Raw genomic sequence first — 20,649 nt, 5'->3', positions numbered from 1 at the left:
TTTCTTTTTCGAGTCTGTGTGCTACATTACTTATAAGGGTAATTAGGATTTTCTGATCTTCTTCGACGTGAAGAGATCCGACCGATCAGGAATGCGCCTTTCACCCTTACCGCTAAGTTGAAGTATTATTTAATGAAGGACATACCAGAGGTCCTTACTACAGAAAGGTACCAGCAAATGAGTAAACTCGCAAAACGGGTTGATGACCACGTGGGTGAGCGTATCAGGGAGAGGCGGACCATGATGGGTCTTACTCAGGAACACCTGGCGCAAGCGCTGGAAATTTCCTACCAACAGGTACAGAAGTATGAAACTGGCGCCAACCGGGTGAGTGCGGGCCGTCTCTACGAGATCGCACAGCGTCTGGAAGTTGACGTCGCGTATTTTTTTGAAAACCTTGAGCCTCTTTCCTCCAGTGCTCCGCTTGAGCATGGCGGGAAAAACCGCTCCACTATTGAACTGGTTCGCAATTACGGCGAAATCGAAGAACCGGCCATCCGGTCAGCCGTTAGCGGCCTTATTAAAAGTCTTGCTGGAAAAGAGCGGAAACGCCAGTCAGCCTGACTTTCAGTTAATGTATAGTAAAAACAGGCACGGTGTCATACCGTGCCTTTTTATTTCAAAGAATTTGTTTCAGAAAAAATTCTATCTGTAGATTTTCTTCCGGCTCCCTGCTCCCTCACACGGCCATCAGGCCGTGGCAGGTGCCGCCGCTTTCTGGGCCGGCCAATGGGCGCCGCCCACATTGGAAGACCGTACCGGCGCTTCCAGCGTGTAGCACCACGCATCCCAATCCGCCAGGAATGTCTTCAGCAGGCTGTTATTCAGGGCGTGCCCTGAACGATACCCCTGGAACTGACCAATGATCGGCGCACCGGCCATATAAAGGTCACCTACAGCGTCCAGCGCCTTGTGCCGGACAAATTCATCATCGAAACGCAGACCTTCTTCGTTCAGGATGTCCTGACCGCTGAGGACAATGGCGTTTTCAAGAGAGCCACCTTTCGCCAGCCCCATTTCCTTCAGTTTTTCCAACTCGCTCAGGAAACCGAAGGTCCGGGCCCGGCACAGTTCCTTCTTGAAGGTCCCCGGCCGAAGGGTGAAGCCGCATTGCTGTTTGCCGATCCGCTGATTGTCAAAATCAATTTCGAAGGCAAAAGACATGTTGTCGCCCGGTGACAGGGTCGCAACCGCATTCCCGTCGCGAACCTCAACTTCTTTGAGGACCTTGATATAGCGACGCGGGGATTTCTGCTCCACCGTGTCGGCACATTCGATCAGGAAGACAAACGGCGCGGAAGAGCCATCCATTACCGGGACTTCCGGTCCGTCCAGTTCGACAAGGGCGTTATCGATGCCGCAACCGGAAAAGGCCGCCATCAGATGCTCAACCGTTGCAACCTTGATGCCCGCTTCATTCTGTACCGTGGTGCACATGATCAGGTCAGAAACCGTGTCATAGCGTGCCGAAATATCAGCAACCTCTGGCGCGACGTCTGTCCGCCTGAAAACAATACCAGTGTCCGCCGGAGCCGGGTTCAGGGTCATTTTGACCAACTGACCACCATGCACGCCCACGCCTGTACAACTGATGCTGTTTCGCAAGGTCTTCTGATAGGTAATCATCAATTCAGCACTTTCGGTAACTACATTTTCCATGCTGTATCTAAACAGACTGCCCCCACAACTCAAATCACTCTTTGTTACCGATTATTTCCTGACTGAAACAAATACCCGCCCCTAATATTCCATATTTGTAATATTTATATACAAAAAAGACCGGGATAACTAAAAGGTCATCCCGGTCTTTACTTTGGATATCAGGGTCAGCGGCCCCGAAACTCTGTTCTCTAGTTTGCCTGACGCCGCAGGAAGGCCGGAATGTCCAGCAGGTCCTCATCTTCCTGTTTCTGCTCGATCCGTACAGAAGAAGACAGGGCCTCTTCCGGGCGAGCCTCAGGCTGTGCGGCAGGCTGACTGACAGGGGCTGCCGGCTCCTGCCGGACAGGGGCCTGCGCCTGCGGCGCGGTGCGCGGCTCGCTCTTTTCTTCTTCGGTCTTGCGGGACAGGCGACCAACGCCGGTCATCCGTTCAAACAGGCTTGGCCCCTTGCGGCGCTTGCGCGGCTGCGCAGCTTCTTCCGCACTCCGGCTTGCGGCCGGATTGACAAGGTCCTCAGCCCGCTTTTCCACCTTGATAACCGGCGGTGCGCGGAACGGCTCGTCCCGCCCTTCCGGCTCGGACAGGGCTTGTTCGCTGGGCTCCATTTCGCCTTCAATACCGGTCAGCAGGTCACGGTCTGTATCCAGCGCCAGATTTGACTGGCTGACGGAGGCTTCCGCTGTGCCATAGGTAACTTCGCCGCTATCGACGCTTTCTGTTTCACCGCTCATCATGGGCTGCCCCATGGAAACTTCGGGAACAGACGCACCGAAACCGGATGTCATGGCAGATGTGGTGCCAACCTCGGGGATAGAGGGGGCTTCACGAGCACCGGTCCACCCTGCAGACGCCGTCGGTCGGCTGTCACCGCCGCCAACCTGACGCAGGGATGTTACATTCGGCGCGAGCTGCTGGACTTCATGCCCATCAATGCCGGTCGCCACAACAGACACCCGCATGGTTCCGTCCAGATCCGGATTGAAGGTGGAACCCACGATGATGTTGGCTTCCGGATCGACTTCACTGCGAATGCGGTTCGCGGCTTCGTCCAGTTCGTACAGGGTCAGGTCCATACCGCCGGTGATGTTGATCAGGACGCCCCGCGCCCCCTTCATGGACACGTCATCCAGAAGCGGGTTGGAGATAGCGGCCTCGGCTGCCTCGATGGCGCGATTTTCGCCAGAAGCCTCACCGGTGCCCATCATGGCCTTGCCCATTTCATTCATGACGGTGTTGACGTCGGCAAAGTCCAGGTTGATCAGGCCCGGCATCACCATCAGGTCGGTAACACCACGCACACCGGAATGCAGCACGTCATCGGCCATGTTGAAGGCATCAGCGAAAGTTGTTTTCTCGTTGGCGATACGGAACAGGTTCTGGTTGGGGATAATAATCAGCGTATCGACATATTTCTGCAGTTCCTCGATGCCGGCTTCCGCAATGCGCATGCGGTGGTTGCCCTCGAACTGGAACGGCTTGGTGACCACACCCACGGTCAGGATACCCAACTCCCGTGCGGCCCGTGCGACAACAGGCGCAGCACCGGTCCCGGTTCCGCCGCCCATGCCAGCAGTGATGAAGCACATATGCACACCGTTGAAATGAGACACGACCTCGTCCAGCGCCTCTTCCGCAGCAGATGCACCGATCTGCGGCTTGGACCCGGCACCCAGACCTTCGGTCAGTTCAGCCCCAAGTTGAATACGGTCGGCTGCCAGACTCTGCTTCAGGGCCTGTGCATCGGTGTTTGCAACGACGAACTCAACGCCCTGCAACTCTGATCTGATCATGTTGTTAACCGCGTTTCCGCCGGCGCCACCAACACCCAAAACCAGGATCTTAGGCTTCAGTTCTGTTTGATCTGGTACTGATAAATTGATCCCCACAGTACTACCCTCCTTCAAAACGCTTGTTAACAGTTAATTAATACCAAATATTGTGTACATTGAAACCCCGCATCTCACATATTGATGAGATTTTCACCATTTTTTTTCATCAGAAGTTCTCCTTGAACCAATTTCCGATTCGCAAAAGGCGGTTTTTCGGGGTTTTTGCTTCTGCCGACAGACCGTGGTCGTCGTCAAAATTTTCTCGCACTGCAAAAGAAAGCAATCCGGCTGCGGTTGCAAAGGCCGGACCACCGGTTGCATCTGCCAGAGACTTTACACGTATGGGTTTTCCGAGCCTTACCTGCTTGTCGAGAATACGCCCGGCCAGTTCCTGAACGCCCGCAAGCTGCGAAGCACCGCCGCACAGAACGGCCCGGCGGCCTGCAACCTTCTCGAAGCCTGACGCCGACAGACGGTCCCGGACCATTTCCAGAATTTCCTCGATCCGGGGCTTGATGATGCCGACCAGCATGGACCGGGGCACATGGTTGGCGACCTCGTGATCCGTTTCACCGATCAGCGGCACATCGATGATTTCCTTTTCATCGGCCTGACTGGCAAGGGCGTTGCCATACAGGGTCTTCATGCGCTCCGCATTGGCAAGGGACGTGGACAGGCCACGGGCGATATCATTGCTGACATGGGCGCCGCCTACCGGGATCACCTCGTTATAGACCATCTCGCCATCATAGAAGACCGCGAAGGAGGTCGATCCCCCGCCAAAGTCGATCACGGTGACACCAAGGTCCATTTCATCCTGCACCAGCGTGGCCAGCCCCGACGCATAGGGCGCGGACACCACCTTGGCAACGCCCAGATGGCACCGTTCAACCAGATTGGTCATGTTGCGGATATGGTTGTTCTGGACGGACACCATATGCATGCTGACCCCCAGATTTTCGCCGTACATGCCCCGGGGATCGCGGATGCCCCGATTGCCATCCACATTGTAGCCCACGGGAAGGGCGTGAATGACCGTCCTGTTTTCCGGCTTGTAACTGGCCTTGGCCTCTTTCAGGGTGCGTTGCAGGTCCTTTTCACCGATTTCCTGCCCGCCAAGGGACATGTCCACCTCGACGGTCTGGGACACCGGTTGCCCGGCAGAGACCCCGAGAAACACTTCACGGATGGTTTCGCCGGCCATACGTTCGGCGGCGTCCACGGCAGAACGAACGGATTCCTCAGCCATTTCCATATTGGTGATCGTTCCGGCCCGCATTCCCCGTGCGACCTGATGCCCGATCCCCTTTATTCTGAGGCCACCAGCTTCCTCCACAGCAACAAAACAGCACACTTTCGTTGTGCCGATATCCAGTGCCGCCAATGGTCCATTCCGCCCCGCTGCCATGTTCCTAACTGTCCTTACCCGTTACGATCACGTTTCACTCTTCGGCTTGCGCCGCTCTGCCGCCTCACCCGGCTTCAGACGGACAAAAACCCTGTCTGCCGCTCTCAGGTCAATGGCCATCACATCCCGCGACAGGATCTCGTCCCGCGTCTGCATGGCATAAAGCTCCGCCCATGCCGCCTTGGCCCGCTCCTCCGGCAACAGGACCGTCACGCCATTGTCGAACTCAAGGTTCCAGCGACGGTCCCGCACCCGAACCGCGTTCTTCAACCGCGTAAACAGGGCCGGTGTCTCTGCCAGCATGTCAAACAGGTCATCCGCGCCTGTATTCGCCCCCTTGCCAACAACTTTCGGCAAATACCGGAATTCAGGGTCGTCCGCTTGGGTCACAACCTCGCCATGCCGGTCGATGATGGAGGTCTGCCCCTCGATCTGCCAGCGGGCAAACGGGCGGCGTTCCTTGATGCGGATAAAAATCTCATCGGGATAGCGCCGCATGACCGCTGCACTTTCGACCCAGCCAAGCGCCTCAACGCGGGCGCGGGCCTCTTCCGGATCAAAGGCAAGGATGCTCTGGCCCCGCTCAACATCCAGCACCTTCATGATATCCGCCGCCGGGGTCCGATCCCGCCCCAGCACGCTGATTTCCTGAACCGTCAATCCCAGTCCGACAACCACAGTCTCGCCGGTATCACCAAACCATCCGGCCACCCGATCCGGCCAGTTATTCTGTGTGGCGTAATAACCGGTGCCGCCCAGCAAAGCCGCCGCCAGCGCCAGACCACCGCCAAGCGCAACAGGCCCCCGCCATACAGACAGCGGCCCACGACGTTTCCGTGTCCCCCGGCCCGGCAAGGACGGCAATGCAAAAGACGGCATGGATGGAAAACCAATCCGCAGCCCGGCAAGGCGGCGCGCTGCCGATGACAGCGACGCACGGACAGAAGGCATTTCACTGCGCTTTGCCCGCCCCCGGCTGGTCCGGCTCCGACCGGTTTTTATTGCCTTGGGCCGCTCCCTTGACGTTAAAGGGCGGTCACGATCTGATATTTCTATCGGTCGCATGAGGCATCCTCCACCATCCAGCGGACCAGTTCCTCAAAAGTGATCCCCATATGACCGGCAATTTCCGGCACCAGACTAAGCTCGGTCATACCCGGCTGGGTATTGGTCTCAAGAATATAGAATTCGCCATCCCCGCCTTCCACATCATTGAGACGGAAGTCGGAACGGCTAACCCCCCGGCAGCCAAGTGCCTTGTGCGCCCGGAGGCCCAGTTCCAGAACCTCCTCGTAGCGGTCTTTGGGAAGCGGCGCCGGCATCAGGTGATCGGCCTTGCCCTCTGTATACTTGGCTTCGTAATCGTAGAACCGGCCCAGCGGCTTGATTTCTACCGCGCCAAGCGCTTGATCCCCCATCACCGCGACCTGGATTTCCCGGCCGGGGACAAAGCTTTCCACCAGCACCTCGTTTCCGAAGGTCCACTGGACATCCTGCAGGCTGATATTTTCATCCTCAAGGACGATGGTCACACCAACGCTGGACCCTTCGTTCAGGGGCTTGATGACAAACGGTTTCGGATAGGTGGCCCCGTCCAGCACTTCCTGCCGGGTCATGATCCGCCCATCCGCACATTTCAGGCCTTCGGCTTCAAAAATCCGCTTTGCCACCGGCTTGTCCATGGCCAGCGCCGAGGCCAGCACACCGGAATGGGTATAGGGAATGCCCATGATTTCAAGGATACCCTGAATAAGGCCATCTTCCCCATAGCGGCCATGCAGGGCGTTGAAGCACACATCCGGCTTCACCTGTTCCAGAACCGAGGCCACGTTGCGCCCCACGTCAATGGCGGACACCTCATAGCCGCAGCGTTTCAGGGCTTCCGAACAGGCCAGCCCGCTGGACATGGACACTTCACGCTCTGCGGACCATCCCCCCATCAAAACGGCAACATGTGTCATACGTCCTCTCCCTCATTGACGGTGGCATCCCCGATCCGCACAATTTCCCAGCGCAGAAGTGTGTCATGATCCCGGAACACCCGGCGCCGGACCTCTTCACCCACAGCCTCGATATCGGCAGCGGTGGCGTCCCCGGTATTGATCAGGAAGTTACAATGCTTTTCAGACACCTGCGCCCCGCCAATTTTCAGCCCCCGGCCCCCAACCGCGTCGATCAGTTCCCACGCTTTCTTGCCGTCCGGGTTGGCGAAGGTGGACCCGCCGGTCCGGCTCTTGATCGGCTGGCTGTCGCCGCGGGCCTTAGCAATGGCGTCCATCTCGGCCGCGATCTGTTGCCGATCGCCCGGTGCCAGTTGCAAAACGGCTTCCGTGAAAATCCAGTCGCCTGGTATGTCTGAATGACGATAGGAAAAGCCCATATCCTCCGGCGTCAATTCATGGCGCTGCCCCTGCCGGTCATAGGCCACCGCCGAAACAAGAATATCCTTGATCTCGCTGCCATAGGCCCCTGCGTTCATGCGCAAGGCCCCGCCAATGCTTCCCGGAATACCGGACAGGAATTCCGCCCCGGTCAATCCGGCCTCTGCCGCAAAGCGGGCCGTATTCAGGTCCAACGCGCCGGCACCAACGGTCAAGCGGTGGGTTTCCGCATCCACCTCCATCAGGCAGAATTTCCGACCAAGGCGAATGACAACACCGCGGTATCCCGCATCCCGAACCAGCAGGTTCGATCCCACACCCAGCGTAAAGACAGGCATATCCGGTGCCAGCCCTTGCAGAAAGGCAGCAAGGTCGGCCTCATCCTCCGGCTTGAACAGAATGTCCGCCGGACCGCCCACCTGAAACCAGGTGATCTTGTCCAGCGCCACATCCTGCCGGATCCGCCCTTTCACCTTGGGCAGCCGGTCGGCCAGGGTCTTTACCTGCTGGGGATGCACAGTCATTCCGCCTCTGCCTCCTCGATGTCCTGAAGGGCTGCCAGTTGGGACGGCAGGTGATTGGCCCAAAGCGAAATGGACCCAGCACCAAGGCAAACAACCACATCCCCCGGCTCCGTTTCAGCCCGGATCATCTCGGCCAGTTGCTCCGGCCCGGACAGGGCCAGCACCCGCCGGTGCCCGCGCATCTTCAAGCCTTCCACATAGCTTTCCTGCGAAATCCCCTCAATCGGGTCCTCGCCCGCCGCATAGACATCGGTGACAATGACCGTATCCGCATCATTGAAGCAGGTGCAGAAACCGTCAAACAGGTCCCGCAGGCGGGAATAGCGGTGCGGCTGCACCACGGCCACGACCTTCTTGTCATAGGCCTGACGCGCCGCTGACAGAACGGAGGAAATCTCGACCGGATGGTGGCCATAGTCATCGATGATCGTGACCCCATCCACAATGCCGGTCTTGGTAAAGCGCCGCTTCACGCCGCCAAATTCCCGAAGCGCCCGCTTCAGGACAACCTCTTCCAGCCCCATTTCCTTGCCAACAGCCACCGCGGCCATGGCATTCTGGACATTATGCGCCCCCGGCATGGGAAGCTCGAACCCCTTCATGACACGGGTTTCACCGCCAACGCGTTCACTGATGGTCACGTTGAAGCGGGCGCCGCCTTCCTCGTAGCGGACATCCGTGGCCCGGTAATCAGCTTGCGGTGTCAGGCCATAGGATACAAGACGGCGATCGGTGATCTTGCCGATCAGGGTCTGAACCTCGGGATGGTCAATGCAAAGCGCGGCAAAGCCATAGAAGGGGATGTTTTCGACGAAAGTGCGGAAGGCTTCGCGAACACCGTCAAAATCGCCATAGAAATCCAGATGTTCCGGGTCGATATTGGTGACGATGGCCACCGTGGCCGGCAACTTGACGAAGCTGCCATCGGACTCGTCGGCCTCCACCACCATCCATTCACCATTGCCAAGGCGGGCATTGGTGCCATAGGCATTGATGATGCCACCATTGATCACTGTCGGTTCCAGCTCTGCGGCATCCAGAAGGCCCGCCAGCAAGGAGGTCGTGGTGGTCTTGCCGTGGGTCCCCCCAACGGCGATGGCCCATTTCAGGCGCATCAGTTCGGCCAGCATCTCGGCCCGCCGCACAACGGGGATCAGGTTGCTCCGTGCTTCCTTCACTTCCGGATTGTCGTCCTTGACCGCAGAGGAGACAACCACAACCCGGCAATCGCCCAGATTTTCGGCGCGGTGCCCCACATGAACCGTGATCCCCAGATTGCGGAGCCGTTCCACATTGGCGTTTTCAGACAGGTCGGACCCTTGAACTTCGTACCCAAGGTTATGCATAACCTCGGCAATCCCGCTCATCCCGATCCCGCCGATCCCGACAAAATGTACAATTCCTATATCCAGTGGGAGCGCTCTCATGCGGCAACCTTTCCTGTAACGCACGGTTTGGTATTCCGGTTCTTCAATGATGTTTCAACGAGGTCGGCAAGTTTCGCTGCTGCGTTCCCCTGTCCGCTACCGGCGGCGGCCTCCGCCATGGCGGCAAGCCTTTCCGGTTGGGCCAGAAGACGGGTCAGATCCTCTGCAACTCTCTCAACGGTGAATTCGTCCTGCAGGATAAGTTCTGCGGCGCCCTTGTCCACCTGATTTTCAGCATTTTTCTGCTGATGGTTATCCATGGCATATTTGAACGGCACCAGGATCGCGGGGCGCCCTGCCACGGAAAGCTCCGCCAGGGTGGAGGCGCCGGATCGAGTCACCGCCAGATGACAGCCTGCCAGGAGGCCGGGAACATCGTCAAAAAAGGTTGCAAGCACTGTCCGGGCGCGGGTTTCGGCATAAACATCCCGGACCCGATCCAAGTCTTCCGCCCGGCATTGCTGGGTAATCACCAGCCGTTCCTGCATCGCTTCGGGAAGTGCGGCTATGGCCGCCGGGAAAATATCCGACAGGATGGTCGCGCCCTGACTACCGCCGAGAACCAGCAGCGACAGGTCTTCGCCCTCTTTCGGGGCCTGATATCCCTGACCGGACAGGGCCATGATTTCCGCCCGCACCGGGTTCCCGGTCAAGACCATGCGCCCTGTCACTTCTGTGGAACCGCCGATGGTCTTTTCAAACGACACGGCAACGGTGTTCGCCCAGCGGGCCAGCAATCGGTTGACCCGGCCCAGCACGGCGTTTTGTTCATGCAGCAGAACAGGAACACCAGCCAAACGGCCCGCTGCCACTGGCGGCAGTGACGGATACCCCCCAAAGCCGACCACAGCCGCAGGACGCAGGCGGCTCATCCGGGCCCATGCCTTCACAATGCCTGTGCTGATCACAAACCCGGCGCGAAGTTTCCCGAAAATCCCCCCAACAGAAGGAGACGCCGACGGAACCTGTTCAATCCGCACCCCCGGAAACAGGGTTTCATAACGGTCGCCCCGCTCATCGGTCATCAGAACCACATCATACCCACGCGCGATCAGCTCCCCCGCAAGGGCCCGCGCCGGAAAGACGTGGCCACCGGTGCCGCCGCTGGCCAGAATAATGGTCTGCTTTTTGGCTGCGTCTTTCATCAGATATCTCCTGCCCCGGCACGGCGACGACTCAGCGCCAGCAGCATTCCCATCAAAACCGCAAGGGCCAGCATGGAAGACCCGCCATAGGAAATGAACGGCAATGTCATTCCCTTGGTCGGCATCAAGCGCAGATTTACCCCGATATTGATAATGGCCTGCAAGCCAAACTGGGTCAGCAACCCGGCGGCGGCCAAGACCACAAAGAAATTCTTTTCTTCCAGCAAACGGCTGAACCCGCGCAGGACAATAAAGGCAAAGACCGCCACCACCATCAGGCAGACGATCACACCAAACTCTTCACCCACCACGGCAAAGATGAAATCCGTATGGGCATCGGGCAACACCGTCTTGACCGATCCGTCACCGGGACCGACACCCAGGAACCCACCGGTCTGGAAAGCCTCCATCGCCCGTTCAATCTGGTAGTTTCCACCGCCGGACGGGTCCAGAAACCGGTCAACACGGCTGGCCACATGGGGGAACAGGGCATAGGCACCCGCCGCCCCCACAATCCCGACTGCAATAAACAGGACCACCCAGAAAATCGGCAGGCCCGCCAGAAAGAATTGCGCAAACCACACCGCAGATACAACAAGGGTCATCCCCACATCCGGCTGCATCAGCAACAACCCGACCACCAGCGCAAACAGGGCCATGGAAATCAGGTTGCCGGGCAATTCGTCACTTTTCCGTTGCTCGGCGAACATCCACGCGGCCACCACCGCGAAGGACGGCTTCAGGAATTCCGTGGGCTGCAGGGTAAAGCTGCCAAATTGCAGCCAGCGCCTGGCCCCCTTCACTTCCGGCCCGATCAGCAGCGTGGCAATGGTCAGGACAACGCACCCGCCAAACAGGATCACGGCAAACCGCCGCACCCAAAGCGGCGACAACAGCGAGATGCCCAGAATGATGGTGATCGCCATGGGCAGATACAGGAACTGCCGCTTTACGAAATGGAAATTTTCAAGGCCGATGCGGTTCGCCACCGAGGGGCTTGCCGCCAGAACCATGATCCCGCCCATGAACACCAGAATGCCCACGGCCAGCAAGGTCCAGCGGTCAACCGTCCACCACCATTTGCCAACAACCGATCTGTCGAGACGGGTGAAGGTTGTCATGCGCCCTCCCCATCCAGTTGGTTCACGATCTCGCGGAAGGCATCGCCCCGCGCTTCAAAGCTGGCGAACTGATCGAAACTGGCCGCTGCCGGGGACAGCAGGACCACGGCCTCGCCCCCTTCATTGATGGCCTTGAAAGCGTCTTTTGCAGCAGCCTGAACCGCCGTTTCCAGATCCCCGCAGGGAACAAAATCGACACGGGACTGCAATGCGGCGGCAAAGGCATCAGAGGATTGCCCGATCAGGTAGGCTTTTGTCACCCGCGGGAAACAATCCGCCAGCCCGTCAATGCCCCCCTGCTTGGGAAGACCGCCAACAATCCAGTGAATGTTATCGTAGGAAACAAGGGCCTTTTCTGCGGCCTCCGCATTTGTGGCCTTGGAATCATTGACGAACCGGACACCGTTCAGGGTTCGGATCAATTCCATCCGGTGGGCCAGTCCGCCAAAACTGGCAAGACCCGCCGCGATTTCCTCATCCGTCAGGCCAAGGGCCCGCACCACCGCCACCGCAGCGGCGGCGTTCTGCCAGTTGTGCCGCCCGCGCAAGGTCTCGATCCCGGAAATATCCAGAGTCCATTCCTGCCCGTCGCGGCTGTGATCCACAAGAACCCCATCCACAACGGCAACACCATCTTCCAAAACGCGGGTGGTGGACAGGGGAACAACCCGGGCCTCGCCTTGTGTTTTAAGGCGCAGGGCCATCTCCGCACACAGCGGATCATCCACATTGATCACCGCCAGATCGGATGCGGTCTGGCGCGCAAAAATCTTTTCCTTCACCGCGCGGTAGCCGTCCATATCCCCATGCCGGTCCAGATGATCCGGGGTGATATTCAGCAGAACAGCAATATCCCCGTGCCAGGACGGGGTCAGGTCCAACTGATAGGAGGAAAGCTCCAGCACATAGGTGCCATCCCCTGCCAGTTGGGGCAAGTCCATGACCGGTGTTCCGATATTGCCGCCAAGGGCCGTCTCCCGCCCGCTGGCGGCAAGAAGATGATGGATCAGGGAACTGGTGGTGGATTTTCCGTTTGTACCGGTAATCCCGACAATCTTTCCGGCGGTCTTCTCGTTCAGGAAAACCTCGATATCGCCAATGATCCCGGTGCCGTTTTCCTCGGCTTTCAGGACCACCGGATGGGGCGCCGGATGGGTCAGCGGCACGCCCGGGCTCAGGACCAGATAATCGGCATCCTGCCAATCGCCCCCGACAAGATCGCCAACGTCCAGACCTGCGGCGCTGGCCGACGCACGGCGGCCCTCATTGTCATCCCAGACGGTTACCCGCGCCGCGCCATCCCGAAGCCGAACAGCCGTCGAGAAACCACTTTTCCCAAGGCCGAAAACAGCAACATTCTTATCCTTGTAGGCGCGACTTTCCATCATGTTTTATCTCAACTTCAGGGACGCAAGTCCCACAAGGGCCAGAATGACTGCAATGATCCAGAACCGGATCACGATTGTCGGTTCTGCCCATCCTTTTTGCTCGTAATGGTGATGCAGGGGGGCCATGCGGAAGACCCGCTTGCCGGTCAGCTTGAATGACGCCACCTGAACGATCACGGACACGGTTTCCAGCACGAACAGACCGCCGATAACAGCCAGAACGATTTCATGCCGGGTGACCACACTGATGGAGCCAAGCGCGCCGCCCATGGCCAGCGATCCCGTATCCCCCATGAACACCATGGCAGGCGGTGCATTGAACCAGAGAAAACCAAGGCTGGCACCGATCAGGGCACCGCAGAAAACCATCAGTTCACCGGAACCCGGAACCGCCTGGATTTGCAGATATTCAGAAAAAACCGTGTTCCCGACCAGATAGGCAATCAGGCCAAAAGATGCCCCTGCGATCATCACCGGAACAATGGCGAGCCCGTCCAGACCGTCTGTCAGGTTCACCGCGTTGCCGGCGCCAATCATCACCAGCATGCCAAACGGGATATAGAACCAGCCAAGATCAATCAGTACATTTTTCAGGAAGGGAATGGTCAGGCCGGTGGCAATTTCAGGGCTGGTCACGGAAACAATCCAGAGGGTTGCGCTCAAGGCCACAACAACCTCCATCAACAATTTCAGCTTGCCGGGAACGCCCCGCGTGTTGTGGCGACTGACTTTCAGATAGTCATCGGCGAACCCGATACCGCCAAAGCCCAGCGTCACCAGAAGAACCGCCCAGACGAACTGGTTCGTCAGGTCGGCCCACAGAAGGGTCGCAATCCCCAGTGCCAGCAGGATCAGGAAGCCGCCCATGGTGGGGGTTCCCTGTTTGCTGACGATATGACTTTGCGGGCCGTCATCGCGGATCGGTTGTCCCCGATGCTGCTTGCTTTTCAGCCAGCGGATCACATGCGGGCCGAACACAAAACTGATCAGCAGCGCCGTCATGATGGCACCGCCTGTCCGGAAGGTCAGATACCGAAAAAGATTGAAAATCGTGTAATCATCCGCCAATGGGAACAGAAGATTATATAACATTACTGACCTCCGCCCTGCCTCTCACTCTCCACCTGTGCGGACTGAGCGACAAGAGCTTCCAAAACTACTTTCATTTTACTACCGAGCGATCCCTTGATCAGGACCAGATCCCCGGCGTGAAGTGCGCCGATCAACGGCTGGACCAGTCCTTCGGACTGCTCCGCCCAAACAGTTGTCCCGCCTTGCGGCAGCGCATTTGCGAGATACCGCATATTAGGGCCGCAGGCATATACCATATCGATCCCGCATTCGGAAATATCATTTGCAAGGGCGGCATGGATTTCCGGGGACTGTTCCCCCATTTCCCGCATATCGCCCAGAACCGCAATTTTTCGCCCGCCGCCCTGCGGTGTCATGGCCCCCAACACCTGAAAGGCCGCCCGCATGGCAACCGGGCTGGCGTTATAGCTTTCATCAATCACCTGATACCGGCCAGCCTTACAGTTCAGGTCCAACCGTACCCCCCGCCCTGATGGCGCGACCATGCGGGACAGACTGTCCGCCGCTTTTTCCAGATCGGTGCCAACCGCCTGAACAGCGCCTAGGACAGCCAGAATATTCTGGACCCAGTGACGCCCGGCAACGGCAAGGGTAAAATCAAGTCTATGCCCGCCAATGACGGCAACAATATCGCTGGAATCAGGATTTAATGCAGCCTTTTCAAGGCGAAAATCGGCATCACCGGCCTCGCCGAAAGTGCAGATATTTGCAATTTTATGAGCCTCGGCCTGACGTTTCAAAACCGGGGCATGGTCATTATCCCCGTTGATGATGGCCATGCCGTCTGGCACCAATCCCTCGAAAATTTCGGCCTTGGCCTCGGCGATTTCCTCAACACTGGTGAAAAATTCCAGATGCGCGGCGGCGACGGTTGTCACAATGGCCACATGGGGCCGGACCATGCGGGACAACGGCCCCAGTTCGCCGGGATGGTTCATCCCCAGTTCGAAAATGCCAAATTCCGTATCCCGCGGCATCCGCGACAGGGACAGCGGCACACCCCAGTGATTGTTGAAGCTGCCAATGCTGTAATGGGTCTTGCCCTGCTCTTTCAGGATATGGGCCAGCGCCTCTTTGGTGCCGGTTTTGCCAACACTGCCGGTTACCGCAATGATCCGCCCCCGGCAGCGATCCCGGGCCGCACGGCCAAGACGCTCCAGCGCTTTCAGCGGATCATCCACCAGTACCACATTTGCCCCGGCCGGCATTCCTTCCGGCACATGACTGACAAGAACCGCAGCGGCCCCTGCCTCAAGTGCCCGTCCGGCAAAGGCATGACCGTCAAAATTCGGCCCTGCAATGGCAACAAACAACTCACCGGCCTGAACGGTGCGACTGTCAATGGACACACCTGTCGCAAACCAGTCGGATTGGGCACAAGTCCCGCCGGTGGCCTCAATAATTTCGCGGGCATGCCACAAAGGATGATCAGTCATGGCTGCCCTCCCCGGTCATTACGGCAACTCTGTCAGCAACCACCTGACGGTCATCGAACGGAATGGTACGGCCCCCGACGACTTGCCCGGTCTCGTGCCCTTTGCCTGCGACCAAAACAATATCGCCGGGGCCTGCCATTGACAGGGCCGCGTGAATGGCTTCCTTGCGATCGCCGATTTCCGTTGCATCCGGGCAGGCGGCCATGATGGCCTGACGGATCAGGGCCGGGTCTTCGTTCCGGGGGTTGTCGTCGGTAACAATCACATGGTCCGCATGATCGGCGGCGATTTGCCCCATTTGCGGGCGCTTGCCCGTATCCCGGTTCCCGCCGCAACCAATTACGGCAATGATCCGGCCTGCCGTGTGGGGGCGCAAAGCCACCAGCACCGTTTCAAGGGCATCCGGTGTATGGGCATAATCCACATAGGCCGCCGCCCCATTGGCGAGAGAGGCAATATGCTCCATCCGGCCGGGAACATTTTCCACAGCTTCCAGTGCCTTGACCGCCGCCTCCAGATCGCCGCCCGCCGTGACCACCAATCCAAGCGCACAAAGGGCGTTATAGGCCTGAAACTCCCCAACCAGCGGAAGGGCAATGGCATGTGGCTTGCCAAAAAGGGAAACATCGATGATCTGCCCTGACGGACGGGTTTCCAGCCCCAGAATGCGGAAATCGCACTCCCCCCGGCCATAGGTCAGAACTTTCAGGTCCCGCTTTCGGGCAGCTTCCGCAAAGGCGCCAAAGGCATCGGAATCAGCATTCAAAACCGCTGTACCGCCGGGTTTCACCACCCGCTTGACCAAGCCCAGCTTGGCCTCAAGATAGACATCGCCGGTGGCGTGATAATCCAGATGATCCCGCGTCAGGTTGGTAAAACCGCCCGCACAAACCTCGACCGCATCAAGGCGCCGCTGGTCCAGACCATGGCTGGACGCCTCAATCGCCACATGGGTAATGCCAGACGTCGCCATATCCGCAAGACAGCGATGCAGCAGAACCGGCTCGGGCGTTGTATATCCCAGATCCTCGGTTCCCTGACGTGTGACAATCCCGAGGGTCCCAAGGCTGGCCGCCTCAAGCCCCATATTCTGCCACAGGGACCGGGTAAAATGCGCGACGGAGGTTTTACCGTTGGTACCTGTCACCGCCACGATGACCTCGGGCTGGCGTCCGAAAAACCGGGCCGACAGGGTTGCCAGTTCGAGACGGGGATCCTCTACCTGCAGGCAGGGTACCGCCAATGCGGCAGGCAGGGGTGTGTTGTCTGCAATCACGGCCACCGCCCCTTTTTCAAGGGCGGCGTCAATGAACTTGCGCCCATCGGTCAGTGTTCCCGGCAAAGCCGCAAAAATGAAGCCCGGTTTTACGTCCCGGCTATCGGCGGTCAGACCTGTGACTTCCGGGTTATCTCCGGCGAATTCCCGTCCTGTCAAATCAGAAAGACGCAACATTCTTCTCCCTCGAATACACGGGAATATGCAAGGCCTTCTGTACAGACTCGCTCTGCTCATCCTTCGGGGCAATGCCCAGAATGGGACCGATACGGGACACCAGACGGCTGACAATAGGGGCTGTGGTCCAACCGGCGCTCCGGAACCCGTGGGTCGAGGCGTTGCCTTTCGGCTCGTCCAGCATGGCAAAAACCACATAGCGCGGGTTATCCATGGGGAAGGCACTGACGAAGGAGGTAATCAGGGCATTGCGCTTGTAGCGTCCGTTTACGGCCTTTTCCGCCGTACCGGTCTTACCGCCCACCAGATATCCCTCGGCGGCAGCCTTGCGCCCGGTTCCCTTGTCCACCACAAGACGCATCAGACGGCGCACAACGCCGGATGTTTTGGTACTGATAACGCGCTTGCCTTCAACTTCGGTCTCGCCGGTCTTCTTCAAAATCGTCGGGTTCACATATACTCCGCCATTGACCATCGACCCGACTGCGGTGCTCAGCTGCAAGGGACTGACCGACAGACCGTGACCGAAGGAAATCGTCATGGTTTCCAGCGTATTCCACCGCGGTGGCAAAATTGGGGCGCCGACCTCAGGCAATTCAATGGCCGGACGCTCCAACAGGCCCAGCTTTGCCAGAAAGGCCTTGTGCTTTTTCGGGCCAATGGCATCGGCCATCTTGGCGGTTCCGATATTGGACGAATACATAAAGATTTCCGGCACGGACAGCCACCGTTTTTTCGGGTGGTCATCGCGGATACGGAACCCGGCAATGCGGATCGGCTCCGTCGCGTCATACCCGTCGCTGAGGGCAACAGATCGCATGTCCAGCGCCATGGCCGTGGTAAAGACCTTGAAGGTTGACCCCATTTCATACACACCAAGGGTCGCCTTATTGAACTTGCTGTCACTGGAAAAATCAGACGGCCGGTTGGGATCGAAATCCGGCAGGGAAACCATCCCCAGAATTTCACCGGTTTTCACATCCATCACCATGCCGGATGCGCCAATCGCCTGAAAAATTGACATATAGCGGGACAATTCATCGCGCAGGGCATGCTGGACCCGCACATCAAGCGACAGGGCCACAGGCTCCGCCTGCCCGCGGTCCCGCCCGGAAAGCTGGTCATCGAAGTATTTCTCGACGCCGGCGATCCCGTTATTGTCCACATCCGTATAGCCGGTGATATGGGAAATCAGCGGCCCGAACGGATAGAAGCGCCGCTCCTCGTCGCGGAAAAACAAGCCGGGAATACCCAGCGCATTCACGTCATACTGTTGCTTCGGCGTCAGGTGCCGCTTCAACCAGACGAAACTGCGGTCACCGGACAGAAGCGAACGCACTGTTGCCTCGCTCAGGTCCGGCAGAACCCGGACTATTTTCTTCGCCGCAGCGTCCGCATCCGGCACCTTGCGCGGGTCCGCAAACAGGGAAACCGTATCCAGCGTCACGGCCAGCAGCTGCCCGTTGCGATCATAAATTCCGCCGCGGCTACCCACGTCTTTTTCCAAAGCCGGACGGGAGGCCTGAAGATGCTCGCCCGATGTTTCCACGGACCCGTCACCGCTCAGCGCCAAGCCAACAAGACGGCCCGCCAGAACCACGAAACAGAAAGCAAACAGGACACCCGCGACCACCAACCGGTTGCGGCCCTGCTCCAGGGTTTCCTTGCCCACCCCTTCAAGCTTGATGGCAGAGCCTTTCACCCGAAACTGCGAAACAGCGACCCTGCCATTTGCAAGCCCGCTGTCCACCTGACCACTTTTCTGTCCGCTCCACCCTGTCACTGCACGCCCTCATCTCTTTCAGTGCCATGCGAGAATGAAGCCAGATGGAGACTACCGGGCGGCGCCTGCCGATCCCGAAGACCCCGGCCCGGTCGAGACCTTGGGACAGGAACACGCATTTCAGGGGCCCCGCCGCCAGCGCCGCGAACCGGAATGTCATCAAGGGCTGCCACCTGATAGGGCGCAATCAGCAGAAGCGGCAAGTGCCGGGCTGCCAGCGCCTGCAGCACATCCGGACGGTTCTGGTAGGCCCACTCGGCCTCCAATACCTTCACCGCCTCGTGATTATTCTCAATACCGCGCCGCAAACCGGCCAGATCATCCTCAAGCTGCTGAACCTCGTAGGACAACTGGTAAAGACCATAGGAAACACAGGCGAACAGGGCCAGAAAGAAGACCGTCAGGTTCCACCTCATTCCGCTTCCTCCCATGCCGGGGCATCGGTTCGGATACCGCCGCGCAGACGCGCCGAACGGGACCGCGGATTGATCGCAATCTCATCCTCACGTGCCTTGATCGCCCCCCGCTTGAGCAGCGAGAAGGAAGCCGGTTTCTGATCTTCAACCAGAGGAACATGACGGGATGGATTGGCGCGCGCCGCCGACCTTTTGGACAGGAAATTCTTTACGCGCCGGTCTTCAAGACTGTGAAATGATACAACTGCCAAACGGCCACCGGGAGAAAGCAACCGTTCGGACGCGGCCAACCCCGCCGTCAACTGTCCCAACTCATCATTTACAAAGATACGCAACGCCTGAAATGTACGCGTCGCCGGATGGATACCCTTACCATTTGTCCGAACAACCGACGCCACCACTTCCGCCAACTCAAGGGTACGCGTGAAAGGCTTTACCGACCGCCTTTCGACAATGGCGCGCGCAACGGCACGGGACCGGCGCTCCTCGCCATATTCAAAGATAATCCGGGCAAGCTCAACCTCACCCTCTTCATTGACCACATCCGCCGCCGTTGGCCCGCTGCCGGACATGCGCATATCAAGCGGCCCGTCCTGCATGAACGAAAACCCCCTGTCCGCCTCGTCAATCTGCATGGAGGAAACACCGATATCCAGCGTCACCCCATCCACATGGGAAACACCCTCAGCCGCCAGCAGACCCTCCATGTCCGCATAGCACCCTTCAAGCACCTTCAGGCGACCGGGGAATTCCTTTTCCATCTCACGCCCGAACGCAATGGCCCGCGGATCGCGATCAATGCCATACACCCGGCAATCCGCAGCTTCCAGCAAGGCCCGACTATACCCACCGGCCCCGAAGGTCCCATCCACAAAAATTTCACCTGCCTGCGGGGCAAGAACATCCAGAACTTCCGCCAGCAGGACCGAGACATGAGGCTTGTCAACTGCCATCACTCTGCCCCCACCTTGACAGACCGGGCCCGCTTCGCCCGCGCCCGTTCCTTGGCCTGCTTCATCCGCTCCTCGAAAGCCTCGGGGCGCCAGATCTGAAAACTGTCGCCACGCCCGGCAAAAAGACAGGCCCCGTCAATACCGGCCTGATCCAGCAATTCCTGGGGGATCATGATCCGACCATCCCCATCAATGGGAAGCTCGACCGCCTCGGCCATCAGAACATCCGCATCGGAATCCCGTTCTTCGGAAAAAGGATCAAAGCCGCCGATACGCTCCAGCAGCCCTTCCATCACATCCATACCACACGCATTGATGGCATCACCTTCAACAGTCGGAAACAGAACGACGGACCCATACCCCTTTTCTGCCAGGACAGACCGAAAGCGCGCCGGTACCGAGACCCGTCCCTTCTTGTCCACCTTGTTTTCAAATTTTGACAGAAACAGAGCCATAAAAGCCCGAACCCCCTAGAAATGGTCATCCCCACCCCCTCCAACCGGAGCCGATTTTGGCTATCTCCGGAGAAAAATGGGATATTCTGGGATATCATGGAATTCTATGGGAGTCAATGGAAAAACAGCTGATTTCCTTGGTTTTGAAGTAGTCCCTAATAGAAAAACAACCCTCT

At 58.4% G+C, this 20,649-nt stretch carries 18 protein-coding genes; 1 reads left to right on the top strand and 17 read right to left on the bottom strand.

Annotation, left to right across the window (positions count from 1 at the left end; all coding sequences use genetic code 11):
• Positions 1 to 177 precede the first annotated feature (177 nt).
• Positions 178 to 564, top strand: a complete 387-nt coding sequence (locus FQB27_RS06225) for a helix-turn-helix domain-containing protein (RefSeq protein ID WP_169559965.1) — start codon at positions 178 to 180, stop codon at positions 562 to 564.
• Positions 565 to 690: 126 nt separating this feature from the next.
• On the opposite strand, the gene lpxC is transcribed toward FQB27_RS06225, so the two are convergent.
• From lpxC to FQB27_RS06140, 17 genes are all read right to left on the bottom strand, one after another.
• Positions 691 to 1,659, bottom strand: coding sequence for a UDP-3-O-acyl-N-acetylglucosamine deacetylase (gene lpxC / locus FQB27_RS06220; RefSeq protein WP_169559964.1), 969 nt, complete (start codon positions 1,657 to 1,659; stop codon positions 691 to 693).
• Positions 1,660 to 1,850: 191 nt separating this feature from the next.
• On the bottom strand, positions 1,851 to 3,548 hold the full coding sequence (gene ftsZ / locus FQB27_RS06215; protein ID WP_169559963.1) for a cell division protein FtsZ: 1,698 nt from the start codon (positions 3,546 to 3,548) through the stop codon (positions 1,851 to 1,853).
• 109 nt (positions 3,549 to 3,657) lie between these two features.
• Complete coding sequence (gene ftsA, locus FQB27_RS06210) at positions 3,658 to 4,899, bottom strand: cell division protein FtsA (RefSeq protein WP_169559962.1); 1,242 nt, start codon at positions 4,897 to 4,899, stop codon at positions 3,658 to 3,660.
• A gap of 27 nt (positions 4,900 to 4,926) precedes the next feature.
• Positions 4,927 to 5,850 (bottom strand): cell division protein FtsQ/DivIB, encoded by a 924-nt coding sequence (locus FQB27_RS06205; RefSeq protein WP_169559961.1) that lies wholly within the window; start codon positions 5,848 to 5,850, stop codon positions 4,927 to 4,929.
• 101 nt (positions 5,851 to 5,951) lie between these two features.
• Positions 5,952 to 6,860, bottom strand: coding sequence for a D-alanine--D-alanine ligase (locus FQB27_RS06200; protein ID WP_169559960.1), 909 nt, complete (start codon positions 6,858 to 6,860; stop codon positions 5,952 to 5,954).
• Positions 6,857 to 7,804: a UDP-N-acetylmuramate dehydrogenase gene (gene murB, locus FQB27_RS06195; protein WP_169559959.1), complete on the bottom strand. Its 948-nt coding sequence runs from the start codon at positions 7,802 to 7,804 to the stop codon at positions 6,857 to 6,859. Before murB ends, FQB27_RS06200 begins: the two co-directional genes overlap by 4 nt.
• Positions 7,801 to 9,231, bottom strand: coding sequence for a UDP-N-acetylmuramate--L-alanine ligase (gene murC, locus FQB27_RS06190; protein ID WP_169559958.1), 1,431 nt, complete (start codon positions 9,229 to 9,231; stop codon positions 7,801 to 7,803). Before murC ends, murB begins: the two co-directional genes overlap by 4 nt.
• A complete protein-coding gene (gene murG / locus FQB27_RS06185) occupies positions 9,228 to 10,376 on the bottom strand; it encodes an undecaprenyldiphospho-muramoylpentapeptide beta-N-acetylglucosaminyltransferase (RefSeq protein ID WP_169559957.1) in 1,149 nt (382 codons plus the stop codon). Before murG ends, murC begins: the two co-directional genes overlap by 4 nt.
• Entirely contained in the window at positions 10,376 to 11,497 is a 1,122-nt protein-coding gene (ftsW, locus tag FQB27_RS06180; protein ID WP_169559956.1) for a putative lipid II flippase FtsW, read from the bottom strand. The genes murG and ftsW overlap by 1 nt, the downstream gene beginning before the upstream one ends.
• On the bottom strand, positions 11,494 to 12,885 hold the full coding sequence (gene murD / locus FQB27_RS06175; protein WP_169559955.1) for a UDP-N-acetylmuramoyl-L-alanine--D-glutamate ligase: 1,392 nt from the start codon (positions 12,883 to 12,885) through the stop codon (positions 11,494 to 11,496). The genes ftsW and murD overlap by 4 nt, the downstream gene beginning before the upstream one ends.
• Positions 12,886 to 12,888: 3 nt before the next feature.
• Positions 12,889 to 13,977, bottom strand: coding sequence for a phospho-N-acetylmuramoyl-pentapeptide-transferase (mraY, locus tag FQB27_RS06170; RefSeq protein ID WP_169559954.1), 1,089 nt, complete (start codon positions 13,975 to 13,977; stop codon positions 12,889 to 12,891).
• Positions 13,977 to 15,413, bottom strand: coding sequence for a UDP-N-acetylmuramoylalanyl-D-glutamyl-2,6-diaminopimelate--D-alanyl-D-alanine ligase (locus FQB27_RS06165; protein WP_169559953.1), 1,437 nt, complete (start codon positions 15,411 to 15,413; stop codon positions 13,977 to 13,979). Before FQB27_RS06165 ends, mraY begins: the two co-directional genes overlap by 1 nt.
• Positions 15,406 to 16,866 (bottom strand): UDP-N-acetylmuramoyl-L-alanyl-D-glutamate--2,6-diaminopimelate ligase, encoded by a 1,461-nt coding sequence (locus FQB27_RS06160; RefSeq protein ID WP_169559952.1) that lies wholly within the window; start codon positions 16,864 to 16,866, stop codon positions 15,406 to 15,408. Before FQB27_RS06160 ends, FQB27_RS06165 begins: the two co-directional genes overlap by 8 nt.
• Positions 16,850 to 18,649, bottom strand: coding sequence for a peptidoglycan D,D-transpeptidase FtsI family protein (locus tag FQB27_RS06155; protein ID WP_206374356.1), 1,800 nt, complete (start codon positions 18,647 to 18,649; stop codon positions 16,850 to 16,852). Before FQB27_RS06155 ends, FQB27_RS06160 begins: the two co-directional genes overlap by 17 nt.
• Positions 18,646 to 19,065 carry a cell division protein FtsL gene (ftsL, locus tag FQB27_RS06150; protein ID WP_169559951.1) on the bottom strand — a complete coding sequence of 140 codons (420 nt, stop codon included), beginning with the start codon at positions 19,063 to 19,065 and terminating at the stop codon, positions 18,646 to 18,648. The genes FQB27_RS06155 and ftsL overlap by 4 nt, the downstream gene beginning before the upstream one ends.
• Complete coding sequence (gene rsmH / locus FQB27_RS06145) at positions 19,062 to 20,018, bottom strand: 16S rRNA (cytosine(1402)-N(4))-methyltransferase RsmH (RefSeq protein ID WP_169560091.1); 957 nt, start codon at positions 20,016 to 20,018, stop codon at positions 19,062 to 19,064. The genes ftsL and rsmH overlap by 4 nt, the downstream gene beginning before the upstream one ends.
• Entirely contained in the window at positions 20,018 to 20,473 is a 456-nt protein-coding gene (locus FQB27_RS06140; RefSeq protein ID WP_169559950.1) for a division/cell wall cluster transcriptional repressor MraZ, read from the bottom strand. The genes rsmH and FQB27_RS06140 overlap by 1 nt, the downstream gene beginning before the upstream one ends.
• Positions 20,474 to 20,649 lie beyond the last annotated feature (176 nt).

Source organism: Sneathiella chinensis, from assembly GCF_012720115.1.
In the GTDB taxonomy this organism is placed as follows: Bacteria; Pseudomonadota; Alphaproteobacteria; order Sneathiellales; family Sneathiellaceae; genus Sneathiella; species Sneathiella chinensis.
This window is presented reverse-complemented; position numbering and strand designations above follow the sequence as displayed.

Coding starts and splice junctions, on each gene's coding strand:
- FQB27_RS06225 (WP_169559965.1), top strand. CDS start 178: ATGAGTAAACTCGCAAAACGGGTTGATGACCACGTGGGTGAGCGTATC.
- lpxC (WP_169559964.1), bottom strand. CDS start 1,659: ATGGAAAATGTAGTTACCGAAAGTGCTGAATTGATGATTACCTATCAG.
- ftsA (WP_169559962.1), bottom strand. CDS start 4,899: ATGGCAGCGGGGCGGAATGGACCATTGGCGGCACTGGATATCGGCACA.
- FQB27_RS06205 (WP_169559961.1), bottom strand. CDS start 5,850: ATGCCTTCTGTCCGTGCGTCGCTGTCATCGGCAGCGCGCCGCCTTGCC.
- FQB27_RS06200 (WP_169559960.1), bottom strand. CDS start 6,860: ATGACACATGTTGCCGTTTTGATGGGGGGATGGTCCGCAGAGCGTGAA.
- murB (WP_169559959.1), bottom strand. CDS start 7,804: ATGACTGTGCATCCCCAGCAGGTAAAGACCCTGGCCGACCGGCTGCCC.
- murC (WP_169559958.1), bottom strand. CDS start 9,231: ATGAGAGCGCTCCCACTGGATATAGGAATTGTACATTTTGTCGGGATC.
- murG (WP_169559957.1), bottom strand. CDS start 10,376: ATGAAAGACGCAGCCAAAAAGCAGACCATTATTCTGGCCAGCGGCGGC.
- ftsW (WP_169559956.1), bottom strand. CDS start 11,497: ATGACAACCTTCACCCGTCTCGACAGATCGGTTGTTGGCAAATGGTGG.
- murD (WP_169559955.1), bottom strand. CDS start 12,885: ATGATGGAAAGTCGCGCCTACAAGGATAAGAATGTTGCTGTTTTCGGC.
- mraY (WP_169559954.1), bottom strand. CDS start 13,977: ATGTTATATAATCTTCTGTTCCCATTGGCGGATGATTACACGATTTTC.
- FQB27_RS06165 (WP_169559953.1), bottom strand. CDS start 15,413: ATGACTGATCATCCTTTGTGGCATGCCCGCGAAATTATTGAGGCCACC.
- FQB27_RS06160 (WP_169559952.1), bottom strand. CDS start 16,866: ATGTTGCGTCTTTCTGATTTGACAGGACGGGAATTCGCCGGAGATAAC.
- ftsL (WP_169559951.1), bottom strand. CDS start 19,065: ATGAGGTGGAACCTGACGGTCTTCTTTCTGGCCCTGTTCGCCTGTGTT.
- rsmH (WP_169560091.1), bottom strand. CDS start 20,018: ATGGCAGTTGACAAGCCTCATGTCTCGGTCCTGCTGGCGGAAGTTCTG.
- FQB27_RS06140 (WP_169559950.1), bottom strand. CDS start 20,473: ATGGCTCTGTTTCTGTCAAAATTTGAAAACAAGGTGGACAAGAAGGGA.